Here is a 21,060-nt window from a genome sequence, read left to right as displayed (position 1 = left end):
CTCGATATACTTTTGATTCAAATTAAAACTTTAAAAATCAAAATTATGTCACTATTTACGCCACTTCTTTGGATCTTATTAATTGCTCCTTTCATCATTATTGCTCATTTTAAAACAGAAAAAACAAACTTTAAATATTTAGCCTTTTTTATTCTTTATTTTCTTGTCGATGTGTTTTTTCAAGCTTTAGGAAAACAAATTATTAATCTAGATTTTTTAGGTTTAAAGTTCAATTGGGCTGGAAAATTTTTAAGTTTAATTCTAGGATTAAGCATTATTTTTTCAGTTTCAAAAGAAGAAAGAATCAAAATCGGATTTACTGCTAAAACCAATTCAAGAAAACAATTAAAATTCGGTTTGCTGGTTTTCTGCGGATTTACTTTGTTTGATATTATTTTCAAATTAATCTTATTTCCAAAAGGCGGAGCATTCGATTTAGAAACTTTTCTTTTTCAGGCGACAATGCCAGGTTTAACAGAAGAAATTCTTTTTAGAGGAATCTGTTTATGGCTTTTAGATAAAGCTTTTGCGCCAAAATGGAACTATCGCGGTGTTCAATTTGGTTGGTCTTTTGTAATCGTTACCATTTTATTTGGAGTTTCTCACGGAGCGATTTTAGATCAGGATTTTCATTTAAAATTTGACATTCTAACAATGATTTATTTGACCTTAATATCGTCATTGAGTGTTGGTGTTTTGAGACAGTTTTCGGGAAATCTTATTTATTCTATTCTAGGCCATAACACGATTAATTTAATCAACGCGATTATTAGAATTTTATAAAACTTGTCAAATTAAAGTTATATTTGAAACTGCTTTACCCTCTATAATACATGCCAAATACCACATCAACTTCTGGATATTTTTTAGATAAAATTGCCTCACTCAATTTTGATCATTTTTTTAATAAAACAAATCGAATCTTACTGCATGTCTTAATGTGGTTTGGGTTTTCAATATTACTTTTTTTAAGTTACGTTATTGGTTATAAGTTAGTTTGCTTAGATGCAGTTTTGCTAACTTTAAGAATGACGATTGTAAATATTACGGTGTTCTACATGATTTTTTATTTGTTGCTTCCCAAGATTTTTTCGGGAAATAAAACCAAAAACATAGTTTTTTTAGTGCTTCTTTTTCCTTTTTCAATTTTTGTATGGATGGCGGTTACTTATTTTATCTCACTGTTTTACTATGCTTTAGGTTTTGAAGTAAATTTTGGAGAATTAAAAGGCGTCATTAAAATGAGTGCAGATCAAACTTTCTTAGAAGCAGTAGAACCCAAAAGAATGCTTTCTCAGACTATTATAATTATTTCGCTTCTTTCTCCTTTTTGTTTTGCTAAGATTCTGGTTGAAATTGCAAAACTTTACCATAAAAAATTTCAGATTGAAAGAGAAAAAACGGCTTTAGAAATTCAAAATATTCAGATCGAAAAAGACTTTCTAAAAGCACAATTAAATCCGCATTTTTTGTTTAATACTTTGAATAATCTTTATGGATTGACAGTTCGAAAAGACAATTTGGCTCCAGAAATAATCCTGAATCTTTCTGATATTATGAGTTATACGCTTTACGAATCGAATACAGAAATTGTTCGTTTAGAAAAAGAATTGGATTTCATTAAAAATTATATCGCTTTAGAAAAAATGCGTTATGATGAAAAAACAGATATTCAAGTTCATATTGAAGGGCAAACAGCCGGACATTTTGTTGCGCCATTACTGACTTTTACTTTCATTGAAAATGCTTTTAAATATGGTTTAAAAAGCAAAAATTCCTTTATAAAACTAAACATTAAAATTGAAAATAATACTTTTTGGTTTAGTTTAGAAAATGATTTGGAAGAAAGGGCAAATGAGTCTAGTTTTGGTGGAATAGGAATCGAGAACGCGCGTAAACGTTTAGAATTGCTATATCCAAATCAATATGAATTTGAAATTAAAAGATTGGAAAACTCATTTATAGTCGATTTAAAACTTGTTTTAAGAAAATAATGGAAAAGTTAAAATGCTTAATCGTCGATGACGAACCGATTGCAAGAGATATTATCGAATCTTTTATTGCCGAAGTTCCGTTTTTAGAATTAAAAGCTTCTTTTGGAGAAGCTGCAAAAGCTTTAGTTTATTTGGAAGAAAATGAAATTGACATTGTTTTCAGTGATATCGAAATGCCAAAGTTTACTGGTTTAGAATTGGCTCAATCGCTTACAAAACAGCCTGTTATTATATTTATTACAGCGCATAGAAATTTTGCTTTAGAAGGATTTGAAACAGGCGCGTCAGATTATCTATTAAAACCTGTTCGTTTTGATCGTTTTCTAAAAGCCGTAAATCGCGCCAAAGAATATCTTTCGTTAAAGAAAATAACTTCGGTTCATCAAATCAATTCGGATCGTATTTTTATTAAATCAGAAGGAAAATTGATTAAGATTTTATTGAATGAAATTCTTTATGTAGAAGCGCAAGGAGATTATTTGAAATTTGTAATTAATGGCGCTTCATATACTACTTTAGGTACTTTAAAATCTATGGAAGAAGTGTTGAAATTGCCAATGTTCTTTCGCGTTCAGCGTTCTTTTATCCTAAATCTTGAAGCCGTGCGAAGTTTGAACGGAAATATGATTGAATTAATTGACGGGAAAACTATTTCTGCAGCTTTAAATAAAAAGGATGAATTGTATCAGTTGCTGGGAATTAAATAATTAGAAAATGAGAAAATGTGCCAATTAGATAATGAGAGAAATTGACTAATTATCTAATTGACACATTACCAAATTAACGATTTGCCTGAATATACTCAGACGGCGACATATTAAAATGTTTTTGAAAATTTCGCCCAAAGCTCGTTTGCGATTTATAACCAACCATTTCTGCGATTTCGTACATTTTATAGTTTTCGTTTAATAACAGTTCAGCAGCTCTTTTAAGTCTAACTATGTTAATCAATTCGTTCGGACTCAAATTCGTAATATCTTTAATTTTTCTGTATAAAGTCGAACGGCTCATATTCATGATTTCTGCCAAAGATTCTACGCTTAAGTCTTGATCTGTAATGTTTTTAAGGATTTCATCGTCTAGTTTTTTCAAGAATTTTTCGTCAGTTTTATTATGTGCAATGCTTTTTATGTGCGAAAGCGGAGAACTTGCATAATAATTCATGATTTGTCTTCGATTTTCAATCAAATTATTGGCTTGCACTTTTAAATAATCCATAGAAAAAGGTTTGGCTACATAAGCATCTGCACCAACTTCAAGTCCGTCAATTTGTGATTTTAGGGAGTTTTTAGCTGTCAATAAAATTACTGGAATATGACTGGTTTCTAGATTTGTTTTAATCTTTTTACACATCGTAATTCCGTCCATAACAGGCATTGTAACGTCAGAAATTACCAATTGAACATTTTCGTTATGAATGATTTTCAGCGCTTCTTCGCCGTTTTCTGCTTTTAAAATGGCGTAAGTCGAAGCCAATTCGGTTGTAATAAAACTTAAAAGATCTTCATTGTCTTCAACAACCAAAATCTGAGGTTTTTCATTTTTAATTTCAACAGGCTCTTTTGGTGTTTCATTTTCCGTTTGTTCTTTTTCAGAATCGGCATAAAACATAAATTCTTCTTCCTGATGAAGTGGTACAACCAATTCAAAGATATTATAAGTAGTATCGGCAACTAATTCTAAACTTCCGTTGTGCAATTGCGCCAAAGAATGTGCGAGCGAAAGCCCAATTCCAGTTCCAGAAGCGGTGCTGTTTTCATCAACTCTAAAAAAGGGTTCAAAAATTTTATTTTTTAAATGATTAGGAATTATTTTCCCATCGTTTTTTACAACCAAAGTCAATTTCTTTTCATCTCTAAATAAAGAAATCGAAACTTTTTTGTTCGAATATTTAATGGCGTTATTAATCAAATTACTCAAAATCTTTTTAAAAGCTTCTTTGTCTACAAAAGCGTGAATGTCTTTTTCTCCTAATTCTAAATTAAATTCAAGTTCGCGTTCTTCAATTAATTGGCTGAATCTCAAATGGAAATTTCGAACCATTGAAGAAATATTCGCTTCGACGAAAGTCAGTTTCAAACCGCCAATTTCCGATTTTCTAAAATCCAGTAATTCGTTAACCAGTTTTAAAAGGCGAGAAGTGTTTTTCTTCATAATAGAAAGATGCTGTGGCACTTCTTCCAATTCATGATTTAAACCTAAAAGTTTTTCAAGCGGACCTTTAATCAAAGTCAAAGGTGTTCTAATTTCGTGCGCTACATTCGTAAAAAAGTCAATTTTTGCCTGATAGATTTCTTTTTCTTTTTCATCATTTAAATGCTTGATTTTTCGGTTATTTTTAATCTGAGTTAGATTTTGAGAATAACGAATGATGTAGTAAAAACCAGCGCAGATTAATAAGAAATACAGCAAATACGCATAAGTACTGGCATAAAATGGCGGAAGAATTCGAATTTTCAGTTTCACTTCTTTACTCCATACGCCAAAACTATTCAGCGATTTTACTTTAAAAACATAATCTCCAGGCGCAAGTTCGGTAAAGAAAACTTTATTGTTTCTGCCCAAATAAACCCAGTCATTATTAACATTTTCTAATTGATACCAATATTCGGTCAATTCTGGAGCGGTAAAATTTAAAGATGCAAATTCGAGATTAAACGACGACTGGCTATTGTTTAATTCCAGTTCGTCAAGAAAAGAAATAGATTGTTCAATAGGCGAGTCGGTACTATTTACTTCAATATCCTTATTATTAATCTGAAGATTAGTAATATAAATAAAAGGCGTGTATTTGTTTTTGCTGAAATGTTTCGGATTAAAACTGATCATTCCGTTCAGATTTCCAAAATACATATCGCCGTTCTTGTCTTCAAAAGCCGAATTGTAATTAAACTGATCGCTTAATAACCCATTTGCTGTTGTAAAAATTTTAATCGTTTTATGATCTGGACCAAATTTTACTAAACCTTTAGAAGTTGTTAGCCAAAGATTTTTAGCATCGTCTTCTAAAATAGAATAGAAAACATTACTTGGCATTCCGTCGTTGGTTGTGATTTTTTTGAAAGCGTGTGTTTTGCGATCTACGAGATTTAAACCATTTTCTGTCGCAATCCACAAATTATTAGAACTATCTTCAAAAATGGTATTAATTGTATTGTTGCTAATACTTTTCGGATTTTTATAATCATAAATAAAAACTTCTTTTTTCTTTGTTTTCGGATTGTAAAATAAAAGTCCGTCGCGATAACTTCCTGCCCAGAGATTTCCGTCGCTATCTTCTTTAAAATTAGTGTAATGATACGTTTCTGGAAAGAATTTTAGAATCTCAAAATTATCAGCTTGTTCGTTATAACGATACAATCCTCTTGTGGTAACAACAATCAGATCTTTATTTTTCATTTCATAAAAAGAAAAAATAAAATTACTCTGAAGTCCGCTTCTTTGGTCATTTGCGCTGTAATGTTTCACAACCGCGCCCGAATTTCTGTCTAAAACATCCAAGCCATGCTCAAAAGTTCCAACCCAGATTTTGTCTTTTCTAGGAAGCAGAGCGTGAATATTATAGTAAGAAACGCCGCTTTTGCTTCCGTTTGGCAAATAAGAAGTAAATTTTTTCGTTTTCGGATTAAAACGATTTACGCCAGCATCTTCAGTTCCAATCCATAAATCACCTTGTTCGTCTTTATGAATTTCTCTGACAGCGCTTCCGCTAATGGAGTTTTGACCTTTCTGCGGAAAATATTTCTTAAACTGAGTATATTGTTTTTGATGATAATTGATTCCACCAAAATAAGTTCCAATCCAAATTCCGTCTTCTTTATCAATTGTAATAGAATAAGAGGCATTATCTGAAATGGCGTACGGATCATTGTAATTTTTGGTGAGATTAACAGCAGTTTTGGTTTTCAGGTTATAAACATAAACACCAGATTCGCTTGCAATCCAGAGTTCGTCATTTCCTCTTTTCTTAAACTGACGTACAAAAACAGGTTCTCTAACATCAAATTTCAATTCGCTAGTCAATTTTGTTTTTCGATTATAAACCAGAATTCCGTGATCTTGGGTTCCAATTGCAATATTTTCATTATCGATAACAAAAATGATGGTAATTCTAAAATTAGCTTTATTAGCTGGCGGATTTAAAGGAAAATTCTCGAAAGAAAGGTTTTCTTCAGAATAATGATAGATTTTATTGTATGAAGATGCCCAAATTTCGCCTTTTGGATCGCGCGCAATAGAAGTTGTAGGGAAATATTTATTGGTATTAAAAGTGGTTGTTTCTTTCTTTTTTGGTGCATACTTATACAAAATGTTGCCAGAAAGAAACCAAATGTTGCCTTTTTGGTCGTGATTGATGTCATTTATACGATCATTGATGGCTTCATTTAAAACAGTAAAACGATCTTGTTTTTTATCATAATGGTACAAACCTTTATCAGTTCCTACCCAAATAGTATCATCATATTCATGCATAGACTGAATATAATTGCTTCCTAAACTATGAATCGGATCACCATTGCTTCGGTAAGTTTTAAAACGATAGCCATCAAAACGGTTCAAACCATCTTTGGTGCCGAACCACATAAAGCCGTCATTATCTTGTATTGAGGTTAAAACTGTATTGTTAGAAAGTCCTTCTTCAACCTGAAAATGTTTGAAATAATAATCTTGAGCATTCGAAAAATTTATTGAAAAAATGCTAAGAATTAAAAAAAGAAAGAATTTACGCATAGTTGTCTTTTTTATGATAAAATTATGATTTCTCTAAATCGTGTCAATATTCTACAAAATGTTGCAAGTGTCGCATTTATTGATTGTTTTTATGCAATTTGAATCATTTGAAAGAGATATTGACACAAATGAAGCATTTTATTTTGAATAAAAAGCGTCTACTTTGAATTTTCAAATAAATGATATTGATAAAATTTTAAGGTTAAAAATATACTATCAATAAAATAAAGTTTGAAAAACCAAACCATTAATAATTTTGAAACAAAATGAACAATTTATTATTAGAAGAGAATATTAATTCTTTTTTTGTTCGCATTCCGGACGACTAAAAAATGAATATTCGTAAACCAAACCACAAAAGAAATAAAACTATCTAAAATGCAAATTTCAATGAAAACAAAGCTCACTCACTTTTTAACGAAGAGATATTACCTCTTAGTTTTCTTTAGTTTATTACTGCAGCCGGCTTTTGCCCAACAAATAGCCATAACGGGGAAAGTTACAGCCGCATCAGGAGAATCGATTCCTTTTGCCAACGTTTTAATAAAAGGAACACAAAATGGTACCGCTACCGATTTTGACGGAAGTTTTAAAATCGCCGCAGCAGGAAATCAGACATTAGTTTTTAGTTCGCAAGGCTACAAAACGACAGAAATTGCGATCAATAACCAAACTTCTATCAATGTTACTTTGCAAGAAGATGCAATGAAACTAGATGAGATAGTTGTTGTAGGTTATGGTACACAACAGAAAAAAGACCTTACGGGAGCTGTTTCTTTAGTAAAAGCAGAAGAAATCCAGAAACGTCAGGTTACTACGGTTGCCGACGGATTGCAAGGTTTAGTTACGGGTGTTAAAGTTCGCGGTGGCGGACGTCCTGGGCAAGAAGCAAGCGTGGAAATTCGTGGTCTTAAGAATCTGCAAAACACTAATCCATTGTATGTAATTGATGGTTTAGTAACTTCTGGAAACAGAGATTTTAACCCGAACGATATCGAATCTATTCAGGTTTTAAAAGATGCATCTGCAGCGGCAATCTACGGATCTAGAGCTGCAAATGGTGTAATTATCATTACAACTAAAAAAGGTAAAAAAGGACCGCTTCAGGTTGAAGTTTCTGCGAAAAGCAGTTTCCAAATTATGCCTCGCTACAATTTAATGGGAACTGAAGAGTTTGCCAAATTGAATAATATGGCGTATGATAACGCTGGATTTCAAAGACAAAATCTTAACATGGCTGTAGATACAGACTGGCAAGATGCTGTTTTTAAAACAGGTATGATGCAGGATTACAACGCAAGTTTTTCTGGCGGAAATGAAAATTCTACATTCTTTATGTCTGGTAATTATTTCGGAAATGAAGGTACTGTAATTGGAACTGATTTTGACAGAATTTCATTCCGTGTAAATTCAAGCGGAACAAAAGGAATTTTCAGTATCGGAGAAAACTTAGCGATAAGTAATTCGAAAACAGACGAAATGGCTGGAAACCCAATTATTGATGTTTATAGAATGACACCAACAATTCCGCTTTACGATCCTGCAAATCCAGGGGGATATGGATATGGAAAACAAGGTGTTGCTGATACTTTTGGTACAAACCCGCTAGCAATTTCAGATTTTGCAAATACGACAAATCAAAATTTTAGAATTAGAGGAAATATCTGGTCAGAATTAAAATTTGCACCATGGTTGAAATACCGTTTCAATTTTGGATACGAAACTAGTTTTGATTCTTATAAATTCTTAAGAAAAGTTGGAAACTGGACTTTGAATCAGCCAATTGATCCTTCTTTCACAGATCAAAACAAAGGAAGATCGGAAACGACATTGTTTGAAAACACATTGACTTTCAAAAAGGAATTTGGAAAACATGATGTAACAGTTTTAGTTGGTCAGACTTTTCAAAAAGACAGATACGACCAAATTTACGGACAAAAGAGAAATCTTCCTATTAATTCTGGAACAGGACAGTATTATGATGTTTTAAACCAAGGTAATTCGCCAGTAGTTGGAGGTTTTATTAATGAAGCTGCACTTGCGTCTTATTTAGGAAGAATTGAATACAATTATGATAACCGTTATTTATTGAATGCAGTTTTAAGACGTGACGGATCTTCAAGATTTAGCGATGCAAACAAATGGGGGAATTTCCCTTCTGTTTCTGCAGGATGGAGAGTAAGTAACGAGCCTTTCTTTAAATCTGAATTTATTAAAGACTTGAAATTGAGAGCAAGTTACGGTGAATTAGGTTCTGGAAACATTGGAAACTACGAATACAAAAGCTTCGTAAATAATTTTGGACAGATTGTTTTAGGTAAAGATCAAACGCTATATCCTTCTGCAACTCAAGTAAAATTATCAAATGAGCAATTACGTTGGGAAAAATTGAAACAAACCAACTTCGGAGTAGACTTTGGTGTTTTAAATAATGATTTACGTCTTACAGCAGATTATTTCATTGCTCGTACAGAAGATGTATTATTCGGTTTCCCAATTTTATTAACTACTGGAAATGACGGAGGAAATCCGATTTCTAATGCTGCAACTGTAGAAAATAAAGGTTTTGAATTAGAATTGGCTTACAGCAAAAAAATCAACGATTTCTCATTTAATGCTTCTGTGAATTTTACAAAAATCAACAACAAATTGGTTTCGCTAGGTAACGGTCAGAATGAAAATATTTCTGGAAATACGATAACAAGAGCTGGTATGCCAGTTGGTATGTGGTTTGTGTTGCAAACTGACGGATTATTCCAAAACCAGCAAGAAATTGACAATTACAAAAGCGCTGACGGAAAAGTGATTATGCCAAATGCTGTTCCTGGAGATATTCGTTTTAAAGACATTAATGGTGACGGACAAATTTCTAGTACAGATAAAACTATCACTGGAAGCCCATGGCCAGAATTTGAAATGGGTTTAAATGCTGGAGCAGAATACAAAGGTTTTGATTTTTCTATGAACTGGATTGCTTCTCACGGTGCTACAGTGTACAACGGATTTAGAAGTGTTGTAGATCGTTTTGATGACAATAGTAACTATAGAGCAGGTATTCAGCCTTGGACACCAGAAAATCCAAATACAGATTTTCCTAGAATTACAAAAGGATCAACTTTAAATTCAAGAGGAGACAGCGACCGTTTCTTAGAGAATGGAGATTTTATCAGACTTAAATATGTTGGGTTTGGTTACAATATTCCTCAAAGTGTGTTAGCAAAATCTGGTATTACAAGAGCTAGATTAACATTATCGGCACAAAACATTATCACAATTACTAAATATAAAGGCTTAGATCCTGAATTTACAAACGGTAATATTTTTGAGAGAGGTGTTGATAATGGTGCTTTCCCGAATCTTAAAACATATTCTTTTGGTGTTGAATTTGGCTTTTAATTTTAAAAAAATAGCGTAATGAAAAAAATAATAATAATAACCGCAGCTTTTTTAGGTCTTGTATTTACAGCTTGTGAAAACGAATTAGACTTAAATAGCCCAAATGATATAACGACCGACCAGTATTGGAAAACGGAAAGTGATGCGCAAGCAGGTGTTAACTCTATTTATGCCATGTTTTACAAAGATGGTCTTTGGGCAAGATGGATGTATTTCCGTTTAGATTTGACTTCTGATGAAGGTTATAGTGTGAGTCCGTGGACAGAATTAGCAGATTGGACAAGATTCAACTATATCAATTATAACTTTTGGGAAGGAAATTCAGTTACATGGAGAGATACTTACAAAGCCATTTTTAGATGTAACCAGGTTTTAGCAAATGTTCCGAATATCACATTCCAAAACGAAGATGATAAAAAGAAAATTATAGCTCAAGCTAAGTTTTTTAGAGCGTTAAATTACTATTATGCTGCTGTAATCTGGGAAGATATTCCGTTGGTTTTAGATCCATCTACACCAGCAGATTTACCAAAACAAGTAAAAGTAGCAGAAATCTGGGCTCAAGTTGAAAAAGATTTGAATGAGGCTTACGCCGATTTGCCAGCTAGCTGGTCACAGGATCAATTGGGAAGACCAGACAAAGGAGCAGCACAAGCTTTTCTAGCCAAAACATATATGCAGCAGCACAAATGGGCTGAAGCAAAAACGGCTTTAGAATATTTAATTTCTGGAGCAGGAGCAAAATATAGCTTGGTTTCTAACTACAGAGATAATTTTACAGATGTTAATGAAAATAACAGCGAATCTGTTTTTGAAATTCAATTTGGAGATCAAAGAAAAGGAGGAACTGGAGAAGATCAAAACGCGGCAGTTTCTAGTAACCGTTGTCAGTTTTTTGCACCAAGAGGAATTGGATGGTCAGATGGACAAGCGCGTTTTTGGTTGGTTAATGCTTTCAAGCAAGAAAAAAACAAAGACGGAAATCTTGATATTCGTTTAAGATGGACTTTATACTATCCTCAATTATTAGCCGATTTCGGTGATAAAACATACAACAGAAATTGGGAATGGAATAATGATGAGGCTTGGTTTAGAAAAGGAAGCCGTGATTATTACAGAGACAACGAAGATTATTACAGCCAAGTAAACTACAGATTAGTTCGTTACGGTGATATTTTATTGCGTTATGCTGAAGTTTTAAACGAGTTAGGAAATACTGCTCAGGCTTATCAATATGTTGATATGGTAAGAGCTCGTGTAAACATGAACACGTTGGCGGTTGCACATCCAGAAATTGGAAACAATCATGATTTATTCTTAGAGCGATTAAAAACAGAAAGAGTTTTAGAATTGTGCGGCGAAAGTGTTCGTTGGGAAGATTTAAAACGTTGGGGAGACTTAGATTCTCAGGCTTCTGTTGATAAAATTTCGCTTCGTGATCCTGATTTCAAAAACTTTAAAGTTGGTAAGAATCATAGAATGCCAATTCCGCAAGTGGATGTTGACAATAATCCAAATCTAGAACAAAACGCTGGATATTAAAACTGAATTTTTTGAGGGAATCAGATGTACTAGTCTGATTCCCTTATCATAAAGAACGATTGTTCATAATAACAAAATTGAAATGAAGAAAGTAAAATTGTGTCTGACATTTATGTTGGCAGGACTAGTATTGCTTAGCTGCAACAACAAAAAAAGTAATCCTGAAGAAAAGAAAGCAGAAACAGCTTCAGTTGAAAAAAGAGAAATCTGGACTAAAGAGCAGGCTAATGATTGGTATGCAAAACAGCCATGGTTAGTTGGAGCAAATTATTCTCCTAGCACAGCTATAAATCAATTAGAGATGTGGCAGGAAGATACTTTTGATCCGAAAAGAATTGATCAGGAATTGGGTTGGGCAGAAGGTCTTGGTATGAATGTAATGCGTGTATATCTGCACGATTTATTGCATGAGCAAGATCCAGAGGGATTTTACAAACGCATGGATACTTTTTTAGGAATTGCAGATAAACACCATATTAAAACGCTTTTTGTTTTGTTTGATTCTTGTTGGGATCCGTTTCCTGCTTTAGGAAAACAACGTGCTCCAAAACCACATACACACAATTCTGGATGGGTTCAAAGTCCAGGTCAAAAAGTGCTTCAGGATAAAAAACAATATCCTCGTTTAGAGAAATATGTAAAAGAAACGGTAGCAAAATTTAAAGACGATAACCGTATTTTAGGTTGGGATGTTTGGAATGAACCAGATAATATGACTGGACCATCTTATGAAAAAGTAGAAATCAAAAATAAAGTAGATTTGATTTTACCGCTTTTAAAAGACGTTTTTGTATGGGCAAGAGAAAGCAATCCTTCACAACCGTTAACTTCTGGAGTTTGGGTTGGAGATTGGAGCGATGAGGCTAAAATGAAGCCAATGCATAAAATGCAAATCGAACAATCTGATATTGTTACTTTCCACAATTATGACAAACCGCAAGATTTTGAAAGAGTTGTAAAACAATTACAACGTTATGGAAAACCATTAATCTGTACAGAATATATGGCAAGACCAAACGGAAGTACTTTTGAAGGATTTTTACCTCTTGCAAGAAAATATAATGTTGGTATGATCAACTGGGGATTTGTTGATGGAAAAACACAAACAAAATATGCTTGGGATAGTTGGACTAAAACCTATACTGCAGAACCAAAATTATGGTTTCACGATGTATTGCATACCGACGGAACTCCGTACATAAAAGCCGAAACAGATTTAATCAAAAAGATGACTTCTGAGGCGAATAAGAAAAATTAGATAATGTGTCAATTTGATAATTAGATAATTTTTTTGCCACAGATTAAAAGGATTGAAAAGGATTTTTTTCTAGTTGCAACATTAAAACATAGCCCAAGGTTTCAATCTTGGGAACACGGCGTGCGGAAATTCATTGCGTACCCAAGATTGAAACCTTGGGCTATGTTTGAAAAAAAATCATTTTAATCTGTGCAATCAGTGGCAAAGAAAAATTAGCGAAAATTAGTGGAATTTGTGGCGAAAAAACTTTTAGCAATATGAAAAAAAACACAATAAAAAAACTTCTTTTAGTAACGGCAATTCTGTTATGTTTTTCAGCAAAAGCGCAACAGCCAGATCCGCCTGGGCAAGTTACAGGAAATGAAAAACCTAAAAACGAAGCCTATCTTTTTGCGCATATGACGCATAATGATTACGGAAGATTGTATTATTCGGTAAGTTTAGATGGACTTCATTGGGAAAATTTAAACGGTGGAAAACGAGTTTTTGAAGAATATAAAGGACATCCTGATATCTGCAAAGGCCCAGACGGTAAATATTACATCGCAGGAAATACGGGCGATGATGCAAAAGCGATCAATATTTGGGTTTCGGATGATTTAATTACTTGGAAAAAACATTCTGATTATACGCCAGATTTAAAAAGTACACCAGATTATTCAAATGCTTTACAGCGAATTGGCGCTCCAAAATTGTATTACGATAAGGATTCTCAAAAGTTCATTATGACTTGGCACACGCCACATTTAGAAGGAATTAAAGGAGACGGAGAACGTTATTGGAGAAGTCAGAGAACGCTTTATGTTTTGTCTAAAGATTTAAAAACTTTCGAAGGACCACCAAATCGTTTATTCGATTGGGATATGGGAACAATCGATGTTTTCATTCGTAAAGTTGGCGATTCTTATTACGCCATTATTAAAGATGAAACCTATCCAACATTGTATTGGACAACTGGAAAAACAATCCGAATTGCCAAGTCAAAATCCCTTTTAGGACCTTATTCTTTGCCCCAGCAATCTATCAGTCCAAACTTTAGAGAAGCTCCAATGCTGATTCCTTCTCCAGATGATAAAATATGGTATATGTATTACGAACAATATCCAGGCGTTTCATACGGATTATCAATTGCAGATAACCTAAACGGACCTTGGTTTCAAGCCTCAGGCTACACTTTTTTCTCGGATTGGGACAAATACAGTCTTCCAGAAAAAGTGCGTCACGGCTGTATGATTACAATCTCTAAAAAAGAATACGACAGTTTAGTGAAGAAATTTGGTAAATAATGGTGAATTGTAAATTGTTAATTATTAATGATGGTTTTTGAGGAGAAGCTTGTCATAATTAACAATTTACCATTAACAATTCACAATTAAAAATATGGTTAGTTAAGTTAGTTTAGTTTAAGTAATTACCAGGCTTATGTGGATATGAGCCTGGTAATTCAATTTTGATTTAGAAAAACATCATGGCATTGATTTTAAAGAAGAAATGCCTAATAAATATAAAATATGAAAAGAAAAAGTATCCTTTTTTTAGCCTTGTTCTCAATGTTGGCAGTAAATGCACAATGGAAACCGCAAGGAGATAAAATCAAGACAAAATGGGCAGAACAAGTAGATTCTAAGAAACCGCTTCCAGAATATCCTCGTCCGATTATGGAACGCGGACAATGGAAAAACCTGAATGGTTTATGGAATTATAAAATTCAGGAATTCGGAAAAGCGGCGCCTTCAAAGTACGATGGGCAGATTTTAGTTCCGTTTGCTGTAGAATCAAGCCTTTCTGGAGTTATGAAAGAAGTTGGTTCAAAAAATGAACTTTGGTACGAAACCAATTTTTCAATTGAATCCGGCTGGAACGGGAAAAATATTTTGCTTCATTTTGGAGCGGTTGATTGGAAAACGGAAATTTTTATTAATGATATAAAAGTAGGTTCGCATACTGGCGGATATACACCTTTTTCATTTGATATTACGCCTTTCATTAAAAAAGGAAACACTCAAAAATTGGTTGTAAAAGTTTGGGATCCTTCAAACGACGGGCCTCAACCAAGAGGAAAACAAGTTAAAAATCCAGAAGGAATTTGGTATACGCCCGTTACTGGAATTTGGCAAACGGTTTGGATTGAGCCTGTAAATGCCAAAAATATTGCAGGTTTAAGAACAACACCAAACATCGATCAAAACACAATTAGTATTAAAGCCGATGTAAAAGGAGCAGATAGTGGAGATTTAGTTGAAGTTGCGGTTTTAGAAAACGGAAATGAAATTGCAAAAGAAAAAGCAGTTGCAGGAGAAAGCGCTGATATTGTTTTGAATGCGCCAAAATTATGGTCGCCAGAAAGTCCATTTTTGTATCAAACTAAAATTCGTTTAATCAGCAAAAACAAAGTGGTTGACGAAGTGAAAAGTTATTTTGCAATGCGTAAAATTTCATCAAAAAGAGATGAGAATGGCGTTATGAGAATGCAATTAAATAACAAAGATTATTTCCAATTTGGACCTTTGGATCAAGGTTGGTGGCCAGAAGGACTTTACACAGCGCCAACTGACGAAGCTTTAAAATATGATATTGTTAAAACTAAAGAATTAGGTTTTAATATGATTCGTAAACACGTAAAAGTAGAACCAGAACGTTGGTACACACATTGCGATCAATTAGGGATTTTAGTTTGGCAAGATATGCCAAGCGGTGACGATCAGCCAATTTGGCAAGACAAAAAGTATTTTGAAGGAACAGAATTACAACGTACTCCAAAATCTCAAGAAATCTACAAAAAAGAGTGGAAAGAAATTATGGATCACTTGTATTCTTATCCAAGTATCGTAGTTTGGGTTCCGTTCAATGAAGCTTGGGGACAGTTTAAAACTGTTGAAATTACAGAATGGACTAAAAATCACGATCCGAGTCGTTTGATTAATTCTTCAAGTGGAGGAAATCATTTTCAAACGGGTGATATTTTAGATTTACACAAATATCCAGCGCCAGAATTGTATTTGTATGATGCCAGAAGAGTTACTGTTTTAGGCGAATACGGCGGAATCGGTCTTCCTCTTGAAGGTCATTTATGGAGAGCAAACGACAATTGGGGCTACGTGAAATTTAAAAACGAAGCAGAAGTTACCGCTGAATATGTAAAATATGCTCAAATCCTTAAAAACTTAGTAAAAACGGGATTCTCAGCGGCTGTTTACACACAAACAACCGATGTTGAAGGAGAAGTAAACGGTTTCATGACGTATGACAGAAAAGTAGATAAAATGGATTTCAAAGCGGTGAATAAAATCAATACAGAAGTTATTAATGCTTTGAATCAGAAATAAGATTTTTTAAACACATAGAATCATAGTTTTTTGCTTGAAAAGGAAGTAAAAGAAACTAGTTTCTATACATAGTTGCTACAATCTTGTCATTCCGAGGAACGAGGAATCTTCACGAGTAACTCTAAAAAGATTGGCGATTCTCTATGCGGAGCTACTTACGAAGATTCCTCGTTCCTCGGAATGACAAAAAAAGGTGATTTACTTTGCGCTCTTCGGCTGATTGAATTGACAAAGCTGAGAAAAGACCTTAGCGAACTTTGCGAAAAACCTTAGTGTCTTTGCGTTAAAAAACCACGCCCAACAACAAAAAAAACAAAAATGAAAAAATACATCATCCTTTTGCTGCTCACGACAATAGGTTTTGCACAGCAAAAAACCTTCAAAAATCCAATTCTGCCTTCGGGTGCAGATCCATACAGCACGTATTACAAAGGGTATTATTATTACACCAATACACTCGGAAACAAATTGGTTTTATGGAAAACAAAAGACTTGTCTGATATTAAAAATGCCGAAAGCAAAGTCATTTGGACTCCACCTAAAAACACCAATTATTCAGCAGAAATCTGGGCGCCTGAATTTCATATCATAAACGGAAAATGGTATTGTTATTTTGCTGCAGATAATGGCGATAACAATAACCACAGAATGTATGTTTTAGAAAATAAATCATCAGATCCGTTTAAAGGGAATTTTGAATTTAAAGGAAAAATCGCTGCCAAAACCGATAAATGGGCAATTGACGGAAATGTATTTGAACACAAAAAACAGCTTTATATGATTTGGGCAGGTTGGGAAGGTGATACCAACGGTCAGCAAAATATTTACATTGCTAAAATGAAAAATCCATTAGAAATTGATGGTGATCGCGTTTTGCTTTCTTCGCCAACAAACGATTGGGAAACACACGGAGCTTTGCACGATGATGTAAATCCGCCGCAGGTAAATGTAAACGAAGGGCCTCAGTTTTTAGAAAATAACGGTAAAATTTTCATTGTGTTTTCAGCAAGTGGTTGTTGGACAGATTTCTATTCTTTAGGGCTATTGTCGTTTAATGGCGATGATAATTTATTAGATGCAAAAGCATGGAAAAAATCTCCTGAACCAATTTTTAAACAATCAGATAAAAACAAAGTTTACGCACCTGGCCATAATTCGTTTTTTAAATCGCCAGACGGAAAAGAAGATTGGATTTTATATCACGCCAATTCTAATCCGGGAGAAGGTTGCGGAAATAAAAGATCACCAAGAATGCAGAAAATTAATTGGGATGCTAATGGATTTCCAGTTTTAGGAGAACCAGTAAGTGAAGACGCGATATTAGCAATTCCATCAAAATAATATAAACATTTTAAAATTTATTAAATGAAAAATATTCAGATCGCTGCCGTTGTGATGCTTGCACTTTTTCAGTTTAGTTGCAAAGACAGTAAAAAGGAAGAAACTGTTTCTAAAGAAAATACGGAAATCAAAACAGATTCTGTAAAAACAGTTTTAGAAACTAAAAATTTTGACACGATTATCGATGGCAAAAAAGTGGCTTTATATTGGATCGAAAATAAAGGAATAAAAGCTGCTTTTACCAATTATGGAGGTCGATTAGTTGGACTTTGGGTTGCTGATAAAAATGGAAAACAAACCGATGTTGTAGTTGGAATGAACAGCGCAAAAGGTTTTAAAAATTCGACAGAACCTTATTTTGGAGCTACCATTGGAAGAGTTGGAAACAGAATAGGAAAAGGGAAATTTACTTTAGAAGGAAAGCAATATCAAGTTCCGTTAAACAATGGTAAAAATGCTTTGCATGGAGGCGTAAAAGGTTTTCAGGATGTGGTTTGGAATGCTGAAAAAACAGACGGAAAAACATTGGTTTTAACGTATGTTTCTCCAGATGGCGAACAAGGTTTTCCTGGCAATTTATCTGTAAAAGTAACCTATACACTTACAGATGATAATTCGATAAAAATGGAATATGAAGCAACAACAGATAAAACAACTGTGGTTAACTTAACAAATCATGCGTTTTTTAATTTGAATGGAGAAGGAAGCGGCACTATTTTAAACCATGAATTACAGATTTATGCAAACGAATTTACACCAGTTGATGAAGGTTTGATTCCGAGTGGAGAATTAAAAGCCGTAAAAAACACCCCTTTCGATTTTACTTCAAAACATACTATTGGAGAAAGAATTGAAACAAAAGACGAACAATTGAAATTTGGTAAAGGTTATGATCATAATTATGTCTTAAATGGTACCAAAAAAGATGGTTTTGTTCATGCTACAACAATAAAAGGCGATTCTTCAGGAATTACTTTAGATGTTTATACAGAAGAACCTGGTCTTCAGTTTTATAGTGGTAATTTTATGCAGAGTAAAAATACCTTTAAATCAGGTGCAAAAGACGGTTTTAGAACAGCATTTGCTTTAGAGACTCAGCATTTTCCAGATGCTCCAAATCAGCCAAAGTTCGCTCCGATTACTTTGAAGAAAGGAGAGAAGTATCATACGGTTTCTTTGTATAAATTTTCAGTTCAGAAGTAAATCATTTTTAAAGTATTTCAGTCTAAAATTTTAATAGGAAAGGAAAATTATAATTCAATTTCTAAAAGAAGAAAAGCACCGATTTAATACCTTTTTTTGGTGTTTTTCTTCTATAGGTTTTATCTATACTAAATATTTAAGTTGTTGATTTTTAGTTTTAAATAATTCATTAATTAAATTAAAAGATTAATATATAAATGAAAAACTATTTCAACCTTTTTCTGATCGTTTGGCTTCTTAATTTTTGTGAATCTAAAGCTCAAAATGTAAAAGAAACGACTTTTCAGAATCCAGTTTACAAAAGTGATTTTGCAGATCCAACTGTAATAAAAGCTGCCGATGGATTTTTTTATGCTTACGGAACAAATACAACAGTTTCAGGCAAGACAATTCATATTCAAATATTAAAATCTAAGGATCTTGTCGATTGGATTTTTGTTGGAGACGCACTTCCAACAGAACCAAAATGGGCAGATAAAGATTTTTGGGCACCGCATGTTTTGTATGATTCAAAATTGAAAACTTATTTTTTATATTATTCAGGAGAATCAGATTCAAAAGAAGGAAAATGTTTGGGCGTGGCAGTTTCTAAATCTCCGACCGGACCTTTTGTTGATAAAGGCGAACCTTTGCTTTGCGGAAGCGGTTTTATAAATATAGATCCAATGGCGTTTGATGATCCGAAAACGGGAAAGAAATTGCTGTATTGGGGTTCGGGTTTTGAAGGTTTAAAAGTGCAAGAACTTTCAGAAGATTGTTTGAGTTTTAAAACAGGAACTTCAATGAAAATATTGGTTAATCCAATCACGAATAATGATCCAGCCAATTACCAAAATTTAGTTGAAGGAAGTTGGGTTACTTATCACGATGGATTTTATTATTTGTATTATTCTGGAGATAATTGCTGCGGAGATAAAGCGCATTATGCCGTGATGATTGCGAGATCTAAAAATGCCGAAGGTCCTTTCGAGACTTTAGCGGAAGCAGAAAAAAAAGAAAATAGTGTCATTCTAAGTAAAAATAAAAAATGGATTGCGCCGGGACACAACTCTGTCGTAACCGATAATAAAGGCCAAGAATGGATTGTTTATCATGCAATTGATGCAGATAACCCAAAGGGAGGCAGAATTGTTTTAATTGATAAAATAATGTATAAAAATGGATGGCCAATTATAAACTCAGGTTCGCCTTCTTTAATAAAAATTTCAAAACCCATTGTAAAATGAAAAAAATAGTAAGCATAGCGGCTTTGTTTTGCGTTTTTGCAGCATGTTCGCAAGAAAAGAGTACAGATAAACCAAAAGAGTCAAAATCGAAAGCTATTTTACTGGCAGATCCGACGATTTTTTACAACAACGGACAATATTATTTGTACGGAACAACTACTGGAGATTTTCCAAACGGAGAAGGTTTTCAGGTTTATACTTCTTCAGATTTAAAAGCATGGAAAGGTCCTTCTGGTGCTCAAAACGGCTTGGCTCTAAAAAAAGGAGATACTTTTGGAGATAAAGGTTTTTGGGCGCCTCAGGTTCTTTCGTATAATAATAAATTTTATATGATTTATACTGCAAATGAAAATATTGCAGTTGCTGTTAGTGATAGTCCAATCGGGCCGTTTAAAAGCGAATCTAAAGAGCCGATTATCAAAACAGGAAATCAGATTGATCCCTTTATTTTTATCGATGAAGATGGCAAAAAATACCTTTATCACGTTCGTCTAACAAATGGAAACCGCATTTTTGTTGCCGAAATAAATGATGATCTAAAAAGTATTAAACCAGAAACTTTAACAGAATGTATTTCGGGAGTTTTGCCTTGGGAAAACACGCAAAATGTAAGCTGGCCAGTTACGGAAGGACCAACGGTTTTAAAACAAAATGGTTTGTATTACATGATTTATTCTGCAAACGATTTTAGAAATCCAGATTATGCGGTAGGTTATGCAACGGCTAAAAGTCCGCTTGGGCCTTGGGAAAAAGCTGCTGATAGTCCAATAATTAGTCGTAAAGATGTGGGAATTAATGGAGTTGGGCATGGCGACGTTTTTTATGATAAAAATGGAAAAATGAAATACGTATTGCATACACATTACAGTAATAATGGGGTTTCACCAAGAAAAGCGGCAATTATTGATATTGATTTTGAAGGAAATAAAATCAAAGCAAATGCGAAAAGTTTTAACTTGTTGCAGGAGTAAAAATGATTTTAGAGTTAATAACGGGAAAAGAGATGTTTGGACATCTCTTTTTTTTTTGTTTTAAAAAAGCAA

General features: G+C 33.5%; 13 protein-coding genes. 12 read left to right on the top strand and 1 reads right to left on the bottom strand.

Annotated elements, in window-relative coordinates; genetic code table 11:
- Window positions 1-45: 45 nt before the first annotated feature.
- Genes P0R33_RS02125 through P0R33_RS02115 form a run of 3 tightly spaced genes read left to right on the top strand, consistent with a single transcriptional unit; the run spans window position 46 to window position 2,701 of the window.
- Window positions 46-783, top strand: coding sequence for a CPBP family intramembrane glutamic endopeptidase (locus P0R33_RS02125; RefSeq protein ID WP_276173994.1), 738 nt, complete (start codon window positions 46-48; stop codon window positions 781-783).
- Between the two features lie 50 nt (window positions 784-833).
- A complete protein-coding gene (locus tag P0R33_RS02120; RefSeq protein ID WP_276173993.1) occupies window positions 834-1,994 on the top strand; it encodes a sensor histidine kinase in 1,161 nt (386 codons plus the stop codon).
- Window positions 1,994-2,701, top strand: a complete 708-nt coding sequence (locus tag P0R33_RS02115) for a LytTR family DNA-binding domain-containing protein (protein WP_276173992.1) — start codon at window positions 1,994-1,996, stop codon at window positions 2,699-2,701. Before P0R33_RS02120 ends, P0R33_RS02115 begins: the two co-directional genes overlap by 1 nt.
- A 73-nt stretch (window positions 2,702-2,774) precedes the next feature.
- Here P0R33_RS02115 and P0R33_RS02110 read toward each other — a convergent pair whose 3' ends face one another.
- A complete protein-coding gene (locus P0R33_RS02110) occupies window positions 2,775-6,725 on the bottom strand; it encodes a two-component regulator propeller domain-containing protein (protein ID WP_276173991.1) in 3,951 nt (1,316 codons plus the stop codon).
- A 390-nt stretch (window positions 6,726-7,115) separates the two neighbouring features.
- Between P0R33_RS02110 and P0R33_RS02105 the strand changes: the two genes are divergently transcribed.
- The 9 genes from P0R33_RS02105 (at window position 7,116) to P0R33_RS02065 (ending at window position 20,988) form a co-directional block, all read left to right on the top strand.
- Entirely contained in the window at window positions 7,116-10,121 is a 3,006-nt protein-coding gene (locus tag P0R33_RS02105; protein ID WP_276173990.1) for a TonB-dependent receptor, read from the top strand.
- Between the two features lie 18 nt (window positions 10,122-10,139).
- Window positions 10,140-11,663, top strand: a complete 1,524-nt coding sequence (locus tag P0R33_RS02100) for a RagB/SusD family nutrient uptake outer membrane protein (protein WP_276173989.1) — start codon at window positions 10,140-10,142, stop codon at window positions 11,661-11,663.
- An 82-nt stretch (window positions 11,664-11,745) separates the two neighbouring features.
- Window positions 11,746-12,921 (top strand): cellulase family glycosylhydrolase, encoded by a 1,176-nt coding sequence (locus P0R33_RS02095; protein ID WP_276173988.1) that lies wholly within the window; start codon window positions 11,746-11,748, stop codon window positions 12,919-12,921.
- 257 nt (window positions 12,922-13,178) lie between these two features.
- A complete protein-coding gene (locus P0R33_RS02090; RefSeq protein ID WP_276173987.1) occupies window positions 13,179-14,207 on the top strand; it encodes a glycoside hydrolase family 43 protein in 1,029 nt (342 codons plus the stop codon).
- Between the two features lie 225 nt (window positions 14,208-14,432).
- Window positions 14,433-16,247 (top strand): sugar-binding domain-containing protein, encoded by a 1,815-nt coding sequence (locus P0R33_RS02085; protein WP_276173986.1) that lies wholly within the window; start codon window positions 14,433-14,435, stop codon window positions 16,245-16,247.
- Between the two features lie 318 nt (window positions 16,248-16,565).
- The gene (locus P0R33_RS02080; RefSeq protein ID WP_276173985.1) at window positions 16,566-17,588 is read left to right on the top strand and encodes a glycoside hydrolase family 43 protein; all 1,023 of its coding nucleotides are present in this window, start codon (window positions 16,566-16,568) and stop codon (window positions 17,586-17,588) included.
- A 24-nt stretch (window positions 17,589-17,612) separates the two neighbouring features.
- Window positions 17,613-18,791 (top strand): aldose epimerase family protein, encoded by a 1,179-nt coding sequence (locus P0R33_RS02075; protein WP_276173984.1) that lies wholly within the window; start codon window positions 17,613-17,615, stop codon window positions 18,789-18,791.
- 197 nt (window positions 18,792-18,988) lie between these two features.
- The gene (locus P0R33_RS02070) at window positions 18,989-20,017 is read left to right on the top strand and encodes a glycoside hydrolase family 43 protein (protein WP_276173983.1); all 1,029 of its coding nucleotides are present in this window, start codon (window positions 18,989-18,991) and stop codon (window positions 20,015-20,017) included.
- Complete coding sequence (locus P0R33_RS02065) at window positions 20,014-20,988, top strand: glycoside hydrolase family 43 protein (RefSeq protein ID WP_276173982.1); 975 nt, start codon at window positions 20,014-20,016, stop codon at window positions 20,986-20,988. The genes P0R33_RS02070 and P0R33_RS02065 overlap by 4 nt, the downstream gene beginning before the upstream one ends.
- The last annotated feature ends 72 nt before the right edge of the window (window positions 20,989-21,060 follow it).

Origin of the sequence: Flavobacterium sp. YJ01, from assembly GCF_029320955.1 — a bacterium.
Classification (GTDB): domain Bacteria; phylum Bacteroidota; class Bacteroidia; order Flavobacteriales; family Flavobacteriaceae; genus Flavobacterium.
This window is presented reverse-complemented; position numbering and strand designations above follow the sequence as displayed.